The sequence below is a fragment of the Acinetobacter faecalis genome (assembly GCF_034187745.1).
In the GTDB taxonomy this organism is placed as follows: domain Bacteria; phylum Pseudomonadota; class Gammaproteobacteria; order Pseudomonadales; family Moraxellaceae; genus Acinetobacter; species Acinetobacter faecalis.
In genome coordinates, this window is record NZ_JAXHPF010000001.1 from 319,418 (window position 1) to 338,894 (window position 19,477).

The following is a 19,477-nucleotide window of genomic DNA, read 5'->3' on the forward strand; positions in this document are numbered from 1 at the left end:
AACTCAAGTTGAATTGTAAAATTTGATGTTGAATTTAATTGCAACAAAATATATCAAACAATCAAAAAGAAGTTATTTTAAATGAAGAAACTCAGTCAAACAGTCTTTCAAGAACGTCGTGATATTCTTGCCGGTGAAATGGGGTTGCGAAGTATTGCGATTATTGCAACAAGTCCCGTTGCTATGCGTAATAACGATGCAGATTATAAATTTCGAGCAGACAGCAGTTTCTTTTATTTAACAGGTTTTGCAGAACCTGAAGCTGTTGCAGTCATTGAGACTTTTGACACAGAAGAAGAAGGTTATTGTTATAGTCTTTTTTGTCGTGAACGAAACCGTGAAATGGAAATCTGGAACGGTTACCGCGCAGGTATAGATGGTGCGATAGAAAATTATGAAGCAGATGAAGCTTTTGCCATTGAAAGCTTAGATGAAGAAATTATTGGAAAATTAACAGACAAAGATAAAGTTTTTTACCGTATTGGACACGATGTAGACTTCGATATTCGTGTAGCAAAATGGGTTAAAAAAGCAGAACAACAACAGCGCGGTGGTTTTAATACACCTGCACGTTTAATTCAGTTAAACCGAGTTGTTGATGAAATGCGCTTGCATAAATCTGCCGATGAAATTGAGCTAATGCAAATAGCATCTGACATTAGCGCAGAAGCGCATACACGGGCTATGAAAGCCGTTAAACCAGGCATGATGGAATATGCTTTAGAAGCAGAACTCAATTATGTATTTGGTAAAAATGGTTGTGTTCCTGCATATAACAGCATAGTTGGCGGTGGTGAAAATGCCTGTATTTTGCATTATGTAGAAAATGATCAGGAACTCAAAGATGGTGATTTAGTGTTGATTGATGCTGCATGTGAATATCAACTTTATGCATCTGATATTACGCGTACTTTTCCTGTAAATGGTAAATTTAGTCCAGAACAAAAAGCTTTATATAATATTATTTTAGATTCGCAAATTGCTGCAATTGATGCAGTCAGAATTGGCAATTCATATAAAGAGCCACACAATGTTGCGGTAAAAATATTGGTTCAAGGTTTACTTGATTTGGGCATTATGCAAGGCGATTTAGAACAAATTATTGCAAGTGAGAGTTATCGTCAGTTTTATATGCATGGAACAGGGCATTGGTTAGGCATGGATGTGCATGATGTTGGTTCATATAAAATGAATAGTCATTGGCGTAATTATGCCGAAGGTATAGTTGTTACGATTGAACCTGGTCTTTATATTGCCCCTGATGATTCAACTGTAGATGAAAAATGGCGTGGCATTGGTATTCGTATTGAAGATGATGTTGTGGTAACCAAAAATGGTCCATTGGTTTTAACAAAAAATGTAGTTAAAACAGTTGAAGAAATTGAAGCTTTGATGGCTTGATATTATTTTGTATAAGAAATTTTATGTTAAATGAAGCGGATTTATTGAATCCGCTTGCCATCTTTATTAATGATGATCTCACCATCTTCTTTGATAAAAGCACCAAGTTGAGGTGCAGACAAAATATCTAAAACGAGTTCAGATGGTCGACATAGTCTTACGCCTAACTCAGTCACCACAAATGGACGATTAATCAAAATTGGATACTCAAGCATAAAATTAATGAGCTGTTCATCTGTCCAGTGTGGCTGATCCAATTTATGAGTTTCAAAAGGTTCTACATTTTTACGGATAGCTTCATGTACAGAAAGACCTGATTTTTCAATTAAATTAATCAGTTCTCTCTTGCTCGGAGGGTTGAGAAGATACTCAATAATTTCAGGTTCCTCTCCGGTATTTCGAATTAAAGCCAGTGTATTTCTTGATGTTCCGCAAGCAGGGTTGTGATAGATCTTAACTTTTGATGACATTGGATTAACTCAAAGCTTAGTAATATTGCATTTATATATGGATATACGTATATTCGCAATAGCATATATGTGAGTGTAGATTATGGATCAAGCAGATTTCTTTAAATGCCTATCTGACCCGACACGTCTAGATATTTTAAAAATTATTTTAGAAAGACAAAATGTATGTGTTTGTGAAATCACAGAGATATTACAACTGAGCCAACCTAAGATTTCTCGTCATCTGGCTTTACTTCGTAATCTCTCAATTTTGTTAGATGAGCGTAAGGGACAATGGGTGTATTACCGATTAAATCCTGATTTACCAGAATGGGTAAATGCAGTGCTCAATGTCTTAAATGATGAAGTACTGAATAAACCTGCAAGCAACTTATCTATCTCTATGCAATGCGAGTAATTCAATGTCCGGATCAAAGCTCTCATTCTTAGATCGAAATCTAACGCTATGGATTTTCATTGCCATGGCATTAGGAGTAGGTATTGGTGTATTTTTTCCTCAAGCATCTGTGGTACTCGATCAATTAAGTATTAATTCAGTGAATATCCCTATCGCAATAGGGCTTATTTTGATGATGTATCCACCACTTGCCAAAGTAGACTATGCGACTTTGCCTAAAGTCTTTGAGGACAAGCGAACCCTTACATTATCTCTCGTTCAAAACTGGCTAATAGCACCTTGCTTAATGTTTGGTTTGGCAATCATTTTTTTGCACTCCTATCCTGAATACATGACAGGTCTCATTCTGATTGGTTTAGCCCGATGTATTGCGATGGTCTTGGTTTGGAATAACTTGGCAGGTGGGGATAATCAGTATGTGGCAGCCTTAGTGGCATTTAACAGTATCTTCCAAATTTTATTCTTTAGTACCTATGCTTGGTTGTTCTTGACCTTCTTACCACCATTTTTTGGGGTAGAAGCACAAATTATTGATGTGGGTTTTTGGACAATCACCCAAGCTGTACTGATTTATCTCGGCATCCCGTTCTTACTCGGCTTTTTAACTCGATTAATTTTAGTTAAAAACAAAGGTTTGAATTGGTATCAAGATAAATTTATTCCAAAAATCAGCCCAATGAGTCTTATCGCCCTTTTATTCACCATTGTGGCGATGTTTAGCCTGAAAGGTAGCGAAGTCGTCAGCCTTCCTCTAGACGTGCTTAGAATTGCTATTCCTTTGACGATCTATTTTGTTGCAATGTTCTTCATCAGCTTCTTTATGAGTAAGTGGATGGGCAATGATTACCCTAAAACGACTGCTATTTCCTTTACTGCGGCAGGCAACAATTTTGAATTAGCACTTGCTGTAGCCATTGCCACTTTTGGATTAGCTTCACCTGTCGCTTTCACTACCGTGATTGGCCCACTTGTAGAAGTACCTGTATTGATTGCTTTAGTGATCGTATCACTATGGCTGAGAAAAAAAGTATTTAAATAGGCATGAGTTGAATGAACTTACCCAATATTGATCTTGGTCTTTTAGAAAAACCGACTGTTGAAAAAGTTCAGGCAAAAAAGCTTGAACATCCACCAAGAATACTGCTTTTATATGGCTCAAATCGTGATCGATCATATAGCCGTTTAGCCGTTCAGGAAGCGGGTCGAATCCTTGAGTATTTTGGTGCAGAAGTGAAAACTTTCCATCCCAAAGGGCTACCTCTACCTGAAGATGGTGATATGCAACATCCAAAGGTCAAAGAATTGCATGAGCTATTAGCATGGTCAGAGGGCATGGTTTGGTGTTCTCCTGAACGTCATGGCTCAATGAGTTCAATATTAAAAGCTCAAATTGATTGGGTTCCATTAGCAGCAGGCGCAATCCGTGCAACGCAAGGTAAAACTTTAGCTGTAATGCAAGTATGTGGCGGCTCACAATCGTTTAATGCTATAAATCAATTACGTATTTTAGGACGTTGGATGCGGATGATCACAATTCCAAATCAATCCTCAGTACCTAAAGCATTTCTTGAGTTTGAAGAAGATGGTCGTATGAAACCTTCTTCTTATTACCAAAGAATTGTAGATGTAATGGAAGAACTTTATAAATTTACGCTTTTAACCAGAGGGCAGTCAGCATATCTCACTGATCGTTACTCTGAACGTGTAGAAAGTGCGGAAGAGCTTTTAAAACGTGTGAATCAGAAGAGTATTTAGATTTCCTAAAATTAACATAATACACCTTATACTAAATGCTATTTTTTATTTTATATAAATCATATTGTTATGTTTGTATAAGAAGTCCAGACCTATCGATCTGGGCTTTTTATGGATTCATCATGTTTAACGATCAATTGTTAAAGACGGTTCCACAATTTTTATAAAATATTTTAGAGAATCAAAAAATCTTCTTTGCAGGAACCATTATTAAAAACCTCATCTTTAAGGTAATATAAAATCCATTAAAGATTTTAGGTATTTCGAGCCAAAACCTCGAAAACAGCATAAGAAGGATACAGGCATGCAACAAGAAGTAATCATTGTTGGTGGTGGTATGGTGGGGCTAAGTTTATCCCTAATGTTAGCTAAACAAAACATTGCAGTGAAGCTACTCGAAGCCATTAAATATCCAAATTATGACGATGCAAATCTTGCACCATATCATTCGAGTTTTGATGCACGAAACAGCGCACTTTCACGCCGTAGCGTACAAATTTATCAAGAACTTGGTTTATGGGATTCACTACAAGAACATGCAACACCAATTTTACAAGTTCATATTACAGAACAAGGTAGCTTTGGTAAGGCACGTTTAAAAGCAGAACAAGAAAAAGTAGAAAGCTTTGGACAAGTCATTGAAAATGCATGGTTAGGTCGCGTGTTACTTACTCAAGTTCAAAAAGAAAAAAATATTGAACTGATTGATGGTGTAAAAGTGACATCACTGACGCAAACTGAAAATGAAGCAAACATTGAAGCAGAGCGAGATGGTGAAAAACTATCGATTACTGCAAAACTTGTTATTGCAGCAGATGGTCGAGATTCTTTCTGCCGTAAAGCACTAGGTGTTGGTGCATCTGTACATGATTATGACCAAGTTGCCATAGTGACAACTGTTCAAACATCAAAACCTCACGATCATGTTGGTTTTGAGCGTTTTAGCCATTTAGGACCTTTAGCATTACTTCCTTTACCAGGTGAATACCGTCGCTCAGTAGTTTGGCCTGTAAAAAAAGGTACGGAAGATGAATGGTTAGGCGATGAAAATGATCAACACTTTTTAGATGCTTTGCAAGAAACCTATGGCGACCGCGCGGGTAAATTTGAAAAAACAGGCAAACGTTTCTGCTTCCCACTTTCACAAGTACTTGCAGAAAAACAAGCTGTAGGGCGTGTTGTGCTTATGGGTAATGCTGCTCACACGATTCATCCTGTTGCAGGGCAAGGTTTTAACTTATGTATGCGTGATGCTTATGTATTGGTGCGTTACTTAACAGAGCAACTGGCTAAATCGGGAGATATTGGTGAACCATCAATGCTTTTAGATTATGAAAAGTCACGCTTAACCGATCAACAACGTGTGATTAAATTCTGTGATTCTGTTGTACGTGGTTTTAGTAATCAAAATCCAATCTTAAAACTTATTCGTAATACAGGTTTGCTTGCTTTTGACCTTATTCCAGGTATTAAGCCATTAGTTGCAAACTACGCAATGGGACTAAAAGCATGAGTAAAGCCGAAAATGTATTAGATGCTGTCATTATTGGTGGTGGTTTAGTGGGTGGTTTAACCGCTTTATTACTTGCCAAAGGTGGCGTACAAGCCACGGTTTTAGATGCAGCCCCAATTTTAGATGCTGAAAAAACTTTGGCTATAGCAAATCCACGTGTTTTAGCCTTAAGCCAAGCAACCATTCATTTACTTAAAACAGCCGATGTTTGGGATAATCTTGCACGTCAAATGCCTTATAGCGGTATGCAAGTTTGGAATAAAAATGGCTATGGCGAAATTAATTTTGGTGAACAATCTGAACAAGCACCAAATATAGAGCAAGCTTTAGGTTCAATGGTTGAGCCGAGCATTTTGAATTTGGCTATTCAGAAAAAAATGCTAGAGCAAGTTCAAGATTATAGAACACAAGTTAAAGTTGCTCGCATTGAGCAAGGTGTTGGTGTTTGGCATGTTCAGCTTGCCGATGGTACAGAACTTAAAACCAAGCTGTTAATTGGCGCAGATGGTGCAAATTCATTTGTACGTGATCAGGCATTTATTGGTTTAGATATTTTAGATTACAAACAAGCGGGCGTAACTTGTGCAATTCGAACAGCACAGCCACATCAGCATGTTGCGCGACAAATTTTCTTGGAAACTGGTCCTTTGGCATTTTTACCAATGGCAAGTTTAAAAGCAGAGCAAGATGGCTATTGGCAATCTATTGTTTGGACATTACCAGACGATTATGCAGATGAATATTCAGCATTAAGTGATGATGATTTTAAAGCTTTATTAACACGTGAAAGCCATCATATGTTGGGTGAAATTTTAGAAGCAACACCACGCGCTAAATTCCCGCTTAAAGCACGTGCTGCTCAGCAATATGTGAAAGAAGGTTTAGCAATTATTGGTGATGCTGCACACGTGATTCATCCGCTTGCAGGGCAAGGTGTAAATATTGGTTGTTTAGATGCGGCTATATTATGTGATGTTTTATTACATGATTATAAGCGTGGCGTTTGGGCACACGAGCAAACCCTAAAGCGTTATGAACATTTACGTAAAGGTCAAAATGACGCCATGATGCATGGAATGTCGGCAATTGGATGGTTGGAAACAACAACACTTTCCCCAATTGTTTGGGCGCGTAATTTCGGCTTAAAGCAGGTCGAAAATAATGCAGTTTTAAAAGATGCATTTATGGCACAAGCCAATGGTTTACAGCTTCTTAAAAACACACGTTATGCTGCATAAAAGCATTTAGCTATTTTTTAATCGGTTGTTCATAAAAAATTACCAATTTGATTATAAATTAGACTAATTTCCGACATTTGACACTATGCGAAATGCGAAGAGATTGCTAAATTTCTTCGTAAATCATCACCAATAAAACTGATTGTGAAATGCACGCAATGTGGGGATACGAAAATGACTGATATGAATGATTATGATGATGTAGAAGATTCTACTGTCGATGATGATGAAGCTGCCGCTGCCGAAAAAGGTGCAGTGAGTGGTGATGAAAAAGCGACAGATGTTGATGTAACTGAAGCTGAAACATTAACCATTACAGCGAAGTTAAAACAACGTCAGTCTTTGGAAGAAGAACTTGCGGCATTTTTTGCAAAAGGTGGAAAAATTACAGAAGTTCCGCCAGATGAATCTGCAAAAGACTAAATAAAATAAACCCCATGAAATTGAAATTTTATGGGGTTTTGTTTTGTGACTAAGCAAAAATATTTAAGCTTTATCGCTAAGTTCTAAAGCACGTTGATATGCAATTTTCTTTTTAATACCTGTTAAATCTGCTGCAAGTTGAGATGCTGCTTTCACAGATAAATCTTGTAGTAGGCGAGTCAAAAGTTGATCGAGCTTTTCTTGCTCCATATCTTTTTCAACGCTTGCACCACCAATAACTAAAACAATTTCACCTTTTTGTTGGTTTGAGTCATTTGAAATAAATTCAACCAATTCGCCCAAAGTCATTTTCTTGATGGTTTCAAATGTTTTAGTAATTTCACGTGCAAAACCAACAGGTCGATCTGCACCAAAAACATCCGCCATATCTTTCACACATTCTAAAATACGGTGAGGCGCTTCATAAATAATTAAAGTTTGAGTTTCATCTTTTAAACGATTCAAATGCAGTAAACGCTGAGATTGTTTAGAAGGTAAGAAACCTTCAAAACTGAAACGATCGCTTGGTAAACCTACAGCACTTAAAGCAGCAATTGCAGCACATGCACCAGGTACAGGAATCACTTGAACACCTTTGGCTTGAGCCGCACGTACAAATTTGAAACCAGGGTCGCTAATCAGTGGCGTGCCAGCATCACTAATGAGCGCCATGTTTTCGCCTGCTAATATGCGTTCAACAAGATGATTTACTTTGTCGCTTTCGTTATGGTCATGGCAGGCAGTTAAAGGCGTATTGATACTAAAATGTTTAAGTAGTTTTGCAGATGTACGTGTGTCTTCGGCTGCAATAAGCTTTACCGATTTTAAAACTTCAATAGCACGGTAGGTAATGTCATCTAAATGCCCAATTGGTGTGGCTACAACGTATAACTGAGCACTCATTTTCAATCTCCAAAGGGTGTGCTGATGTCACGATAATTTTCTATCATCGTAACGAATAATCCGCTATTCTACCCGAAATTAGCCTTTCAATGGCGATGTGAAGCTTATCTTTGGCTTTATTGCTTGAATCATAAACATATAAAAACAGCATAAATAAAATGAAAAATATAAATAAAGATAAAACAAAATTAGGCGATTGGGCAGAACAACAAGCTGCTGTGTTTTTACAATCACATGGTTTTCAAATTTTGCATCAGAACTATAACTCTAAATTTGGTGAAATAGATTTAATTGCAAAAAATGCACAAGACTTAGTTTTTGTTGAAGTTAAAGCGCGATCTAAAACTCAATATGGTCAATCTTCAGAGGTTGTATCTATAACTAAGCAACAGAAAATTATAAAAACTGCGTTAACATATTTATCGAAATATCCTGAAATGAATGATTTATATTGTAGATTTGATGTAATTTGTTTTGATTTTCAACAACAATTTGCAAAAACTGTACAGCATGACTTTTCACAATTCCCTTATGATCTGAATTGGATAGAAAATGCTTTTACTTTTGATCCAGAGTTTATTAATCTCTGAGCAATAAGTTAAACATGCTTAAATGTTTGAATACTAAATAAAGATAGAAAATTGAATAAGGAGTCTTGCCGAGTGTTGAACCGTATTGCAATTACCATGCTATGTGTCGCAAGCTTATCGGGCTGTGCAAGTTTTATTTCTGGTGGTACAGGTACTGCGCCTGTAGGTACTGAAAGTGGTGCAAGATCACTAGGGCAAGTCTTTATTGATAATTCAATTGAGCGCACAGCAAAAATTAATTTATATAAGCTCGATTCTCGCTTTAAACAATCTCGTGTGAATATTGAAAGTTTCCACAGTAATGTTTTATTGACAGGTCAAGTGCCTGATCAGAACTTAAAACAACTTGCAGAAGATAATGTTCGTGCAATGAGCGATGTGAAAACCGTACATAACTACATCACTGTAGGAAATCAAATTGGTTATTCAACCATTATGCAAGATACAACTGTAACAGCAAACACACGTGGGCTGATTATGAAAGCCCCTGTGGTTTCTGATAGCAAACTACGTATTCATACAGAAGATGGTGTTCTTTACGTAATGGGACGTTTGAATACAGCAGAATCGACAGATTTAAACCAAGTGCTACAACAAGTAGGTAATGTGACTAAAATCATTACGCTTATTGATAACACAGATACTGCAAATACAAATAACGTGAATCCTATGATTCAGCCTGCGGTACAAACTCCTGTTGCAATTGATCCAAATGCAGAGCCTGTAAATGCTCAATAATGCTAAACCTTTGCTTAAAAAGTTAAGTCTAAAGACGCAAAATATAAAATATATTTACGAAGAATTTCGAATTTATGATTTTGGTAGTTATGCGCTAAATCGTTTAACTCCTAAAAAAGGTTATTCGATTCTTGAAAATATTGCTTATGGTTTAGCAGCGCGTCATCGTTTTGATTTATATCGAACAGCATCACCAAGAGCAAACAGACCACTTATGGTGTTTGTTCATGGTGGTGCTTGGTCACATGGCGATAAAAAAGATTATCGCTTTGTGGGTGAGGCATTTGCTAAAGAAGGTTTTGATGTTGCCATTATTAATTATAATTTAGCGCCACAACATATTTTCCCTAAGTATATTGATGATTTAAGCCTCGCTTTAAACTATTTAGATTTACATCAAAATAAGCTCAATATTTCAACAGAAAATGTTGTGCTGATGGGGCATTCGGCAGGGGCATTTAATGTCATGTCTGCTGTTTATCATCCACAAACTTATGATATTCGTTGCAAAATGAATATTAAGGCGTTGGTTGGATTGGCAGGGCCATATCATTTCGATTACAAAGGTGATCCTTTATGTGCAGATGCATTTGATCAGGAAGAGCCTTATCAAAATGTAATGCCTTACTATTTTGTGGAACCTAACGAGATTCAGCATTATTTATTCATTGCTGAAAATGACAAAATTGTGCATTTAAAAAATGCGACAGACTTTGACCAAAAACTAAAAGAACTGGGTAATCATAGTGAAATGGTGATTATTCCTAAAACAGGTCATGTCACTTTAATGGGTTCTGTTTCTAGTATTTTTAGTCGCTTTTACCGTACTAAATCTGAAATTATGAAAGTATTAGATCAAGTTGTTTAAGCAATTTTAGCCTTAACGTGAGCCTGCTTAAAGCCACGATTTAGTATCATCAGCAACTTTTGAACCTTCAGTCACATGCATAATCATTGCATGTGCAATACTGCCTTTAAATGGAATTTCAGGCAGTGCATCAAATTTGAAAAATTGAGCATCACTAATTTCTTCTGCTTGTAATTTTAGATCGCCATCTGCATATTCTGCTTTAAATGCAATCATCAAATTACTTGGAAAAGGCCATGGTTGGCTTGCTAAATATTGAATGTTTTTAACTTTTAAGCCAACTTCTTCTTCAGTTTCACGACGTACAGCTTCTTCAAGCGTTTCACCAACTTCAACAAATCCTGCAATTAAGCCGTACATATTTCGGGTGTTTTTTGCATTCTTAGCAAGTAATATTTCATCATTTCCACGTGTAATAACTGTAATTACACAGGGCTGAACACGAGGATATTGATGATAGTGACAAGCAGGGCAAATCATGGCGAATTCAGTTGGATGAGATTCTGTTTTTTCACCACAATGACTGCAAAATTTATGATTGCGACGCCATTCTAAGAGCTGAATTGCTCGACTGGCTTGCTCAAATTGTTGAGTATTCCAATATTGAAGTAATTGGCGAATAGGGACGAGTTGTAAGCCATCTGGAATAGCTTCACTGTTTTGAAGATCACGGGCAACCACTTGATCACCCGTGTTAAAACTTAAATCACTTGCTAGCTTTTCTACCTTGGGTAGTTGAAAGTTTTCATCTACAAGAAGTTGTTGTTGATGGAAAATATAAGCAAGTGATAATTCAGTCATTAGGCTACAGATTTAAGTTTTTCGCTACTTACTAATGCTACATCAAACATTGACTGTAATACAGGTTGTTTGTTCTTTAAATTTTCAATCAGCATGTCTGCACTTGCTAATGTATCGAAAACACCATGCACTTGAGCTGTAGAAAGTGGTTTTTCAGCTTTAATTTGTTTTGCAACAAAATCCGCAGAATTTTTCAAAGCATTTTGACCAGTAACAACGTTCAAGAATAATAAAGCGCCAGCAACTTCTTCTAATTTTGCTGGAATATTTGCAAGAGGTTCTAATTCTTGATCTTTTAGATGTTGTTCTAGCGTGAAGGTAATTAAATCAATCGTTAACTTCGCTTCATTTAATAAAGTTGCATGTGCATCATCTAAACGATCAAGCGCAATATTACGGTTATTCACACGAAGCTGTAAACGATTAGACGTATGATGGCGCTCTAAAATACCAATTGCATTCATCGCTGCAAGTAGTTCATTCATAAGTTTTTGAGCGAAGTTCTCATCTTTTAATACGTCAACATTATTGAGTTCTTGCGCTTGTGCGATTAAAGACGTGTGCGCCTCTGTTAAGTTCAATACATGGAATATATTGGCAATGTCCTTAATTTTTGCTTGTAACTCTTGCGTTTTTTCAGGACTCATTGTTTGGTAGTTGTATTCAATATCAACACGCAATTGTGCCATTTCAGTAGATAATAATTCACTGATTGTATGAATAGTATCGTGATCTGGGCCATACAAATGGCGGCTAAATACTTGAAGCTGTAAGTCTGTTAATAGCGTATCGCCAATATTAAGTTGCTCACGAATATGTTGAGAAGTGTTGTCTTCTTGGCGAATGGCTAAACTTAAAATATTCGATAAATGATTTAAGTTTGCTTTGAAGCATTCTGGATTTTCAAAATATTGACGAATATTACTTTCAATTTCAATGAATGTACGCAAACGCGGTTCATTAATAATAAGTTGTTCAATATTTTCAAAAACGTAGTAAACCAAATGCCAATATTGTTTACTTGGATGATCTTGTGAAAGACCTGCCAAATAAGCCCCAATAATTTTAAATGCTTGTAAATCTAACGGGGTTTCTTCTTGCTTGAGAAGTTTGCTTAAAGCAAGTTTATATAAACGATGAATATATTGAGATTTCTCTAGAGAAGGCGCTTGAGGTAAATCAAAATTTGGGATGATATCACCAAGTAAACCATTAATTTGGTAACCTTCTTGAGTGATAGGTTTGCCCAAAGCAATTTCTAAACGATTTAATGTATCAAGTAAAAATTCTGGAACTTCAACTTCACGTAAGCAAATAAATTCAATGTAACGTTTCAACATATTTGTGCCTTCACTTAAGGCAATAATATCTTGTGTGTTGATTTCGCTTGGGTTCCCCATGATTTTTCGCATTAACAGAGCAGAATATTCTGCTGTTTTTGCAAGATTACTCATTCCAATTAAATTCAATACTTGAGCGCATTGTTCTAACTGCAATAAAGCATCATCAATCCCAAAAGGTAAAGCTTGATCTTCTGCTAAGGTACTTACTGCAATTTCAACTTGTGAAATTGAGTTATCAACCTCATTTTTAATTATAAGTAATGCAGTTGGATCGAAGTGTATTGAGGTTTGGTAAGACATCTATCTGCACCTATCCTAAGTTATAGCTGTATTTCGGATGCTCAAAATGAGCAAAATCTTTATTACTTACTATAACTTAACTATTCAGAGTTTAAATATAAAAAACAGAAGTCTAATCAAATATTATTTGGCAAAAAGGCAAGGCTCGCCATGTTTTTCTTCAAATTCTTTGACCCAATTCTCATGTGCGGATAATTCCTCTTCTGAAGGTAATATCGCAGCCAATTGAATATCGACATCACGACGTGTCGATTCACCTTCTAAAACTTCAGTGTTAGAGAGGGCATCAATATCAAAAGATACTTGCCCGCCTGTCATTGCTAAATAAACATCAGACAGAATTTCAGCATCGAGTAATGCACCGTGGAAGGTACGATCACGTGCAGGAATCTCATACCGACGAACTAAAGCATCAAGCGAATTTTTCTGCCCAGGATGCTTATTTTTCGCCATGGCTAAAGTATCGGTAACTTCGCACACGGCAGAAAGCTTACCTAAACCAACACGCTCAAACTCCATATTTAAGAAGTTCATATCGAACGTTGCGTTATGGGCAATAATTTCTGCGCCTTTTAGGTAGTCAAATAAGACATCTGCAATTTCTGCATATTTTGGTTTGTCTTTTAAAAACTCATCAGAAATACCGTGAATATTTTCAGATTCGCCAACTTCTTTTTCAGGATTAATATAAATGTGAATTGAACTGCCCGTAAGTTTACGGTTAATCATTTCAATTGCACCAACTTCAATAATACGGTCTGTATCTTGGAAGTAAAAACCTGTGGTTTCTGTATCTAGAATAAGTTGGCGAGGGCCATGCGCTTCTATTGTTGCAGGTGTAATCACAATATGTGGATGGCTTTGTGTATTCGGTTTATTTTCTACAATTGATTCTTCAGCTTCATCTGCTATTTCAGCTTCAAGCTCAAGCGGAGCATCTTCAATTATTTCATCAGTTTCTTCTGAATCATCTTCGGCTAAATCGAACCCAAAGGGATCATCTAGAAGCCAGTCATTTTCAGCTTTTTTTTTATCTTGCATAGGATTATTCAGCTTCTTTTCAGTTTCATCTGCGCCTTGGTTTGCAAGTTGATCTGCCATTTCATTTCCTGCATGACCTGCGTGACCTTTAATCCAATTCCACTCAATTTCACGCCCTTGGCATGTTGCATCAAGTTCTTTCCATAAATCTGGGTTTTTAACATCTTTCCAGTTTTTCTTTTTCCAACCATGAATCCACTCTGTAATACCTTGTTTTACATAGTTAGAATCTGTCCAAATAATTAATTTGGCACTGCTTGGGCAAGCTTTAATACCTTCAATTGCCGCAGTAAGTTCCATGCGGTTGTTTGTTGTATGTTCTTCGCCACCACAAATTTTACGCTCTTCATTGCCTTCAATAATATATGCTCCCCAACCACCTAAGCCAGGATTGCCACGACACGCGCCATCTACGTAAAGTGTGATTGATTGAGACATAAGTCATTTCCAAAATTTGAGTGAAACAAAAACAGTGCTATTGTATATCGCAAATTGACCGATTAAGTCTTTTAAATCTTAATTTTTTAATTTCTTGTAACATTTATGCATAAATAGCATTAAATTATAGCCTTGTGTCGCAGAGATGCTTCACTACAATGTCTATATTAAAAATAATTTATACGATGTTTGGATTCCTTATGTATAAACCAACCACGCAAATGTGGCAACCGACAGTACCATCAATATTTAAAATTACAGCAGTAGGGTCTGCACTTGTTGCTTTAGGACTAATGACGGGGTGTGCTTCAACTCAAAGTGCAAGTGGTTCGTCTAAGTCAAAACAACTTGGTGGCGGTTATTTAGATGCAAATAGTTTAGATTCTTTAGAAGACTTATTATCTGCTACAGATATGCGTGCAGTAGAAGGGGATCGTTTACTCATTTTAAAACACGGTGATGTGTGGAAGCGCATGAGCGTTGGTTTTAAAATGGATACAGATCAATGGAATCCACGAATTGATGCACAGCGTAGTTGGTTTATGTCGCGTCAACCGTATATCAACCGTTTAAGTGCGCGTGCTTCACGTTATTTATATCATACAGTAAAAGAAGCTGAACGCCGTGGAATGCCTACGGAATTAGCATTATTACCTATTATCGAAAGCTCGTATGACCCAGCTGCAACAAGTAGTGCAGCCGCAGCAGGTTTATGGCAGTTTATTCCAAGTACAGGTCGTATTTACGGATTAAAGCAAACAAGTTTGTATGATGGTCGCCGTGATGTAGTTGAATCAACACGTGCTGCTTATGAGTTTTTAGGCGCGCTTTATAATCAATTTGGTTCTTGGGAATTGGCATTGGCTGCATATAATGCAGGTCCTGGTCGTATTCAGCAGGCAATTAACCGTAATAAAGCAGCAGGATTACCAACAGATTATTGGTCATTAAAATTACCGCAAGAAACAATGTACTATGTGCCACGCTTTATGGCTGTTGCACAAATTATTAAAAATCCGAGTAAATATGGCGTGCATTTACCGCCAATTGCAAACCGTCCTCACTTTAGAGAAATTACTGTTGGTACTGCAAATTTAAGTGATATTGCATCGTTAACAGGTTTAAGCCGTGCGGAGTTGTATGCATTAAATCCTGCACATCGTGGTGAAAAAATTGATAGCGCAAGTCCAATGCGTGTGTTAATTCCTGCCGATGTGAGCCCATCTATTGATGCAAAATTGAAAAAATTGGGTGGTGTGAGCGCATCGTCTGATACCTTGTTGGCAGCGTCAAATACTAAAACTTCAACAACGACTAAAACAACTTCTGCTGCTAAAACTACCGTAGCGCCAAAAACTGTAACAACACCTGTAGCAACGACTCCCGTCTTAACTGCAAGTAGTAAAAAACCTACACATTTAGCTGTTACACCTAGAGGCTCAAATGCTTTGGCATCATTTGCAAATAATGCAGATATTCCAAGTGCGCCACGTATTCCTGTTGCTGTAACACCTGCGGTAAATGTGAAGCAGGTAAGTGCAGAGCCACCAATTTCGGCTGCTGAACGTGAAAAAATTGCTGCTGCATTAAAAGCTGAAGATGCATCGAAAAATGTAGAAGATATTCTTCAGCCTGTCGCATCACAAGCAGAGCAAGACCAAGTCATTGCAGAGCTTAAGCGTCTTGCACCACAAGGTACTGAAATTGTCGATCCTTATGATGGCAAAATTAAGTTAACGGCAATTCAAACAAGTTTGTCGGTTGCTGAACAAGAAGGTAAAGAATTAACCAAAGGTTTCGCTTATCCTAAAGCTGTTGCAGATAATACAAAGCCAGATTCTGACGAAGCAAAGCGTAATGAAGGTAAAAACTTTATTAAGACAGAATCTGATGTAGTTGTTGTTGCACCAAAAGGTAAACGCAGTACTTACAATGTTGTTTCGGGTGATACCTTAGCAACAATTGCTTTAAAAAATGGTGTGAACTGGCGTGATGTTGCGAAATGGAACCAAATTGATCCAAATGCAACGTTATATGCAGGAACAACCATCTATTTATATGATGCAAAACCTATTGTAGCGGCTAAACCGAAAACTCAACCAGAAACTTACACAGTTCAACCGAATGATTCTTTAACCACAGTTGCTGCTGAGTTTGGCTTATCTGTGAAGCAACTTGCTGACTTTAATGATCTATCGACTACAAGTAATTTGCGTGTGGGTCAGAAGCTATCACTTAAAGATAATTCAAGTAATAAGCGAGATACATCGACATCAAATAAAACAGCAAAAGTTCAAACAAAACCCTATGTTGTTAAACGTGGTGAATTTTTAAAACTCATTGCAGACCGTTATGCATTGTCTAATCAGGAGTTGGCAGATTTAACTCCTGGTTTAAATGCGGGTAGTAGCTTAATGGTAGGGCAAAAAATTAATGTGCCTGTAAATGAAGTTTCTGCACTAAATGTAAAAGCAGATGCTAAAGAAGATAAAGCGTCTTCTTCACCAAGTTATAAAGTTGAGAATTACACTGTTCAACGTGGCGATACGCTATATAGCATTGCATCGCAATCTAAAATTAGCCTTTCTGAATTAGCAATTTTAAATAACATTGCAGTTAGCCGTGGTTTGCAAGTCGGGCAAACTCTAAAAGTGCCTGAGGGTTTGAATGTTCCAGATACTTATACAGTTCAATCTGGCGATTCTTTATCTGCAATCTCGAATAAGTACAACTTGGGCATGGACTACATTGCCAATATTAATGGCATGAGTCGTAATACAAATTTACGTGTAGGTCAAAAGCTTAAGCTAACAGGTGATGAGCCAAAATCGACTTCTAGAAGTGAAGCTGTTGCAGATAAAACACTAGATACTCACGTAGTAAAATCGGGTGAAACTTTAAGTAGTATTGCGCGTAAATACGATTTACAAACTCGCCAATTGGCAGAATTTAATGATATTTCGTCTAATGCGAACTTACGTGTAGGTCAGCGCTTAAAACTTCAAGAGTCTGGTTTATCTTCAAATACAGCAACGAAAAAGCAAGATGCTGAAACTTCTAGAAAAAGTACAGTTAAATCGAGCAAAAATATCGAGAAATATAGCGTAAAATCGGGTGAGTCACTAAATGTAATTGCGAGCCGTTTTGACATAAGTGTTGCCGAACTTGCTGCAATGAATGATTTAACGCCACGTTCAGGTTTACAAGTTGGTCAGTCGATTAACGTGCCAAAATTGGTTGTGTCGTATAAAGTGAAGCGAGGTGATACCTTAATTGGTTTGGCTAAGCGTTATGATACAGACACTAAAACACTTGCAGATATGAATGATATGCAACCAAGTGCTGCGCTTCGTATTGGTCAGGTGATTAAGGTGCCAAATTTGTAAAGATGAGACTGAAAAAGGAATGACTTTTTGATGATGGATCGATTGGCAAAACTATTTTGTTTTGCCGCAAGTCTTTTGCTTTCAACACAATATGGGTGGTCTGCATTGCAGACCACTTCTTATATTGCCATTCATAATACGCCTAAATATGCAAATTTATCTGCCATGCCTTATGCAAATCCGTATGCGCCAAAAGGTGGATATATTAGTCTTTCAGGTAAAGATACATTTGATAATTTAAATGCAATGAATGGCAAGGGAAGTGCTGTTGAAGGTATAGATTATATTTTCGATTCTTTAATGAAAAACTCATTAGATGAACCGGGTGTGATGTATCCGTTAATTGCGGAAAAAGTCACGTTCGATCCTGTCAAAACCAAGTTTGTGATTTATCATTTAAATAAAAAAGCACGTTTTAGTGATGGCAGTGCTTTAACTGCTGAAGATGTAAAATTCACATTGGATACTTACCAAACTAAGTCAAATCCAGGTTTGCAAATGTATATTGCAGATTTGGAAAAGACGGAAGTTTTGTCTAAGTATCAAGTGAAAATGACATTTAAATCTGACAGTAATTCAGAAATGCCATTAATTTTGGCAACCTTGCCTATTTATTCTAAAAAAGATTGGTTGCATCGTGACTTTACGAAAGTTACGATGCAACCAATTTTAGGTTCTGGCCCTTATACCATTGAACGTATAGATGCAGGACGTAGTATTACGTATAAACGCAATCCAAATTATTGGGCAAAAGATATTCCTTTAAATAAAGGGAAATATAATTTTGATCGCATAAAATATGTGTACTATCGCAATTTAGATGTGGCATTTGAAGGATTTAAGTCTGGGCAATATACCTATCATGAAGAATATATGGCACGTAAATGGGTAACGGGTTATAAATTTCCTGCAGTAAATTCAGGCTTGGTGGTACAACAAAAATTTAAACATCAAAACCCAGCAACAACACAAAGTTTTGTATTTAATACGCGTAAAAAACCATTTAATGACATTCGTTTTCGTCAGGCTTTAAGTTATGCCTATGACTTTGAATGGCAAAATAAAGCTCTGTTTTATAATCAATATCAACGTTTACAAAGTTATTTTTCAAATAGTGAATTAGAAGCCAAAGGTGTGCCAAGTACAGCCGAAATGCAAATTTTAAAGCCGCTATTATCTAAATTACATCCTATACATAAGCAGAGTGTTTTAAGTTCTTGGAAATCCCCTGTCTCTGATGCAAGCGGTTTTAATCGGCAAAATTTATTGATTGCAAGACAGCTTTTATTAAAAGCAGGTTATCAATATAAAAATGGAAAATTATTGGGTTTAGATGGTCAACCCATCGAGTTTGAGTTTTTAATTTTTCAAGAAAGTTTGCAACGTACGCTGATGCCGTTTGTACGCAATTTAAAACGCTTAGGAATACAGGTGAATGTACGTCAAATTGATGTGCCTCAATATATTGAGCGTATGCGCCGTGCAGACTTTGAAATGACTACAAATGCCTTGCCACAATCATTAAATCCGGGTAATGAACAAGCCCAATTTTGGGGAAGTGCTGCGGCAGATCAAGCAGGGAATTATAATTATGCAGGAATTAAAAATCCTGCCATTGATGAGGCAATTAAGCTCGTGATTAATGCGCCAAATCGAGAGCAACTTGTGATTAGAACCAAAGTTTTAGATCGTTTATTGCGTTCGGGTTATTATCAAATTTTAACCTATGGCAAAGGTGAAAATTGGTTGGCATATTGGAATATGTATGAGCAACCTAAAGTAAAACCAAAGCTTTCAGTAGGCGTCGATTATTGGTGGAGTAATCCTGTAAAAGCCAATAAAGTGACGCAATATTTGCGTAAGCAATAGCAT

At 36.9% G+C, this 19,477-nt stretch carries 17 protein-coding genes; 12 read left to right on the forward strand and 5 right to left on the reverse strand.

Annotated features, from left to right (window positions below; all coding sequences use genetic code 11):
* The first annotated feature begins 81 nt into the window (after nt 1-81).
* Entirely contained in the window at nt 82-1,401 is a 1,320-nt protein-coding gene (pepP, locus tag SKM54_RS01515; RefSeq protein ID WP_311917706.1) for a Xaa-Pro aminopeptidase, read from the forward strand.
* Nucleotides 1,402-1,442: 41 nt separating this feature from the next.
* Here the strand turns inward: pepP and arsC are convergent, their stop codons facing one another.
* The gene (arsC, locus tag SKM54_RS01520; protein ID WP_154772560.1) at nt 1,443-1,871 is read right to left on the reverse strand and encodes an arsenate reductase (glutaredoxin); all 429 of its coding nucleotides are present in this window, start codon (nt 1,869-1,871) and stop codon (nt 1,443-1,445) included.
* Between the two features lie 82 nt (nt 1,872-1,953).
* Here arsC and SKM54_RS01525 point away from each other — a divergent pair, with 82 nt between their 5' ends.
* The 6 genes from SKM54_RS01525 (at nt 1,954) to SKM54_RS01550 (ending at nt 7,197) form a co-directional block, all read left to right on the forward strand.
* On the forward strand, nt 1,954-2,268 hold the full coding sequence (locus SKM54_RS01525) for an ArsR/SmtB family transcription factor (protein WP_311917705.1): 315 nt from the start codon (nt 1,954-1,956) through the stop codon (nt 2,266-2,268).
* A gap of 4 nt (nt 2,269-2,272) precedes the next feature.
* A complete protein-coding gene (gene arsB / locus SKM54_RS01530; RefSeq protein ID WP_321090889.1) occupies nt 2,273-3,307 on the forward strand; it encodes an ACR3 family arsenite efflux transporter in 1,035 nt (344 codons plus the stop codon).
* A gap of 11 nt (nt 3,308-3,318) precedes the next feature.
* A complete protein-coding gene (gene arsH, locus SKM54_RS01535) occupies nt 3,319-4,023 on the forward strand; it encodes an arsenical resistance protein ArsH (protein WP_311917703.1) in 705 nt (234 codons plus the stop codon).
* 304 nt (nt 4,024-4,327) lie between these two features.
* Entirely contained in the window at nt 4,328-5,536 is a 1,209-nt protein-coding gene (gene ubiH, locus SKM54_RS01540) for a 2-octaprenyl-6-methoxyphenyl hydroxylase (protein ID WP_321088089.1), read from the forward strand.
* Nucleotides 5,533-6,774, forward strand: a complete 1,242-nt coding sequence (locus tag SKM54_RS01545) for an FAD-dependent monooxygenase (protein WP_321090887.1) — start codon at nt 5,533-5,535, stop codon at nt 6,772-6,774. The genes ubiH and SKM54_RS01545 overlap by 4 nt, the downstream gene beginning before the upstream one ends.
* 174 nt (nt 6,775-6,948) lie before the next feature.
* A complete protein-coding gene (locus SKM54_RS01550) occupies nt 6,949-7,197 on the forward strand; it encodes a hypothetical protein (RefSeq protein WP_154772566.1) in 249 nt (82 codons plus the stop codon).
* 63 nt (nt 7,198-7,260) lie between these two features.
* On the opposite strand, the gene rsmI is transcribed toward SKM54_RS01550, so the two are convergent.
* A complete protein-coding gene (gene rsmI / locus SKM54_RS01555) occupies nt 7,261-8,100 on the reverse strand; it encodes a 16S rRNA (cytidine(1402)-2'-O)-methyltransferase (RefSeq protein ID WP_248103482.1) in 840 nt (279 codons plus the stop codon).
* Nucleotides 8,101-8,258: 158 nt separating this feature from the next.
* On the opposite strand from rsmI, the gene SKM54_RS01560 reads away from it, so the two are divergent.
* From SKM54_RS01560 to SKM54_RS01570, 3 genes are all read left to right on the forward strand, one after another.
* Nucleotides 8,259-8,690, forward strand: a complete 432-nt coding sequence (locus SKM54_RS01560; RefSeq protein ID WP_321090886.1) for a YraN family protein — start codon at nt 8,259-8,261, stop codon at nt 8,688-8,690.
* Nucleotides 8,691-8,762: 72 nt separating this feature from the next.
* Nucleotides 8,763-9,428 carry a BON domain-containing protein gene (locus SKM54_RS01565; RefSeq protein ID WP_248103476.1) on the forward strand — a complete coding sequence of 222 codons (666 nt, stop codon included), beginning with the start codon at nt 8,763-8,765 and terminating at the stop codon, nt 9,426-9,428.
* Entirely contained in the window at nt 9,418-10,296 is an 879-nt protein-coding gene (locus SKM54_RS01570; RefSeq protein WP_321088092.1) for an alpha/beta hydrolase, read from the forward strand. The genes SKM54_RS01565 and SKM54_RS01570 overlap by 11 nt, the downstream gene beginning before the upstream one ends.
* A 27-nt stretch (nt 10,297-10,323) precedes the next feature.
* Here SKM54_RS01570 and nudC read toward each other — a convergent pair whose 3' ends face one another.
* The 3 genes from nudC to dnaQ form a co-directional block, all read right to left on the reverse strand.
* Nucleotides 10,324-11,097, reverse strand: a complete 774-nt coding sequence (gene nudC / locus SKM54_RS01575; RefSeq protein ID WP_154772570.1) for an NAD(+) diphosphatase — start codon at nt 11,095-11,097, stop codon at nt 10,324-10,326.
* On the reverse strand, nt 11,097-12,740 hold the full coding sequence (locus SKM54_RS01580) for a chemotaxis protein (RefSeq protein ID WP_321090885.1): 1,644 nt from the start codon (nt 12,738-12,740) through the stop codon (nt 11,097-11,099). The genes nudC and SKM54_RS01580 overlap by 1 nt, the downstream gene beginning before the upstream one ends.
* A 123-nt stretch (nt 12,741-12,863) precedes the next feature.
* Nucleotides 12,864-14,219 carry a DNA polymerase III subunit epsilon gene (gene dnaQ / locus SKM54_RS01585; protein WP_321090883.1) on the reverse strand — a complete coding sequence of 452 codons (1,356 nt, stop codon included), beginning with the start codon at nt 14,217-14,219 and terminating at the stop codon, nt 12,864-12,866.
* Nucleotides 14,220-14,419: 200 nt separating this feature from the next.
* On the opposite strand from dnaQ, the gene SKM54_RS01590 reads away from it, so the two are divergent.
* Entirely contained in the window at nt 14,420-17,605 is a 3,186-nt protein-coding gene (locus SKM54_RS01590) for a LysM peptidoglycan-binding domain-containing protein (RefSeq protein ID WP_321090882.1), read from the forward strand.
* Nucleotides 17,606-17,638: 33 nt separating this feature from the next.
* Entirely contained in the window at nt 17,639-19,474 is a 1,836-nt protein-coding gene (locus tag SKM54_RS01595; RefSeq protein WP_321090994.1) for an extracellular solute-binding protein, read from the forward strand.
* Nucleotides 19,475-19,477: the final 3 nt, after the last annotated feature.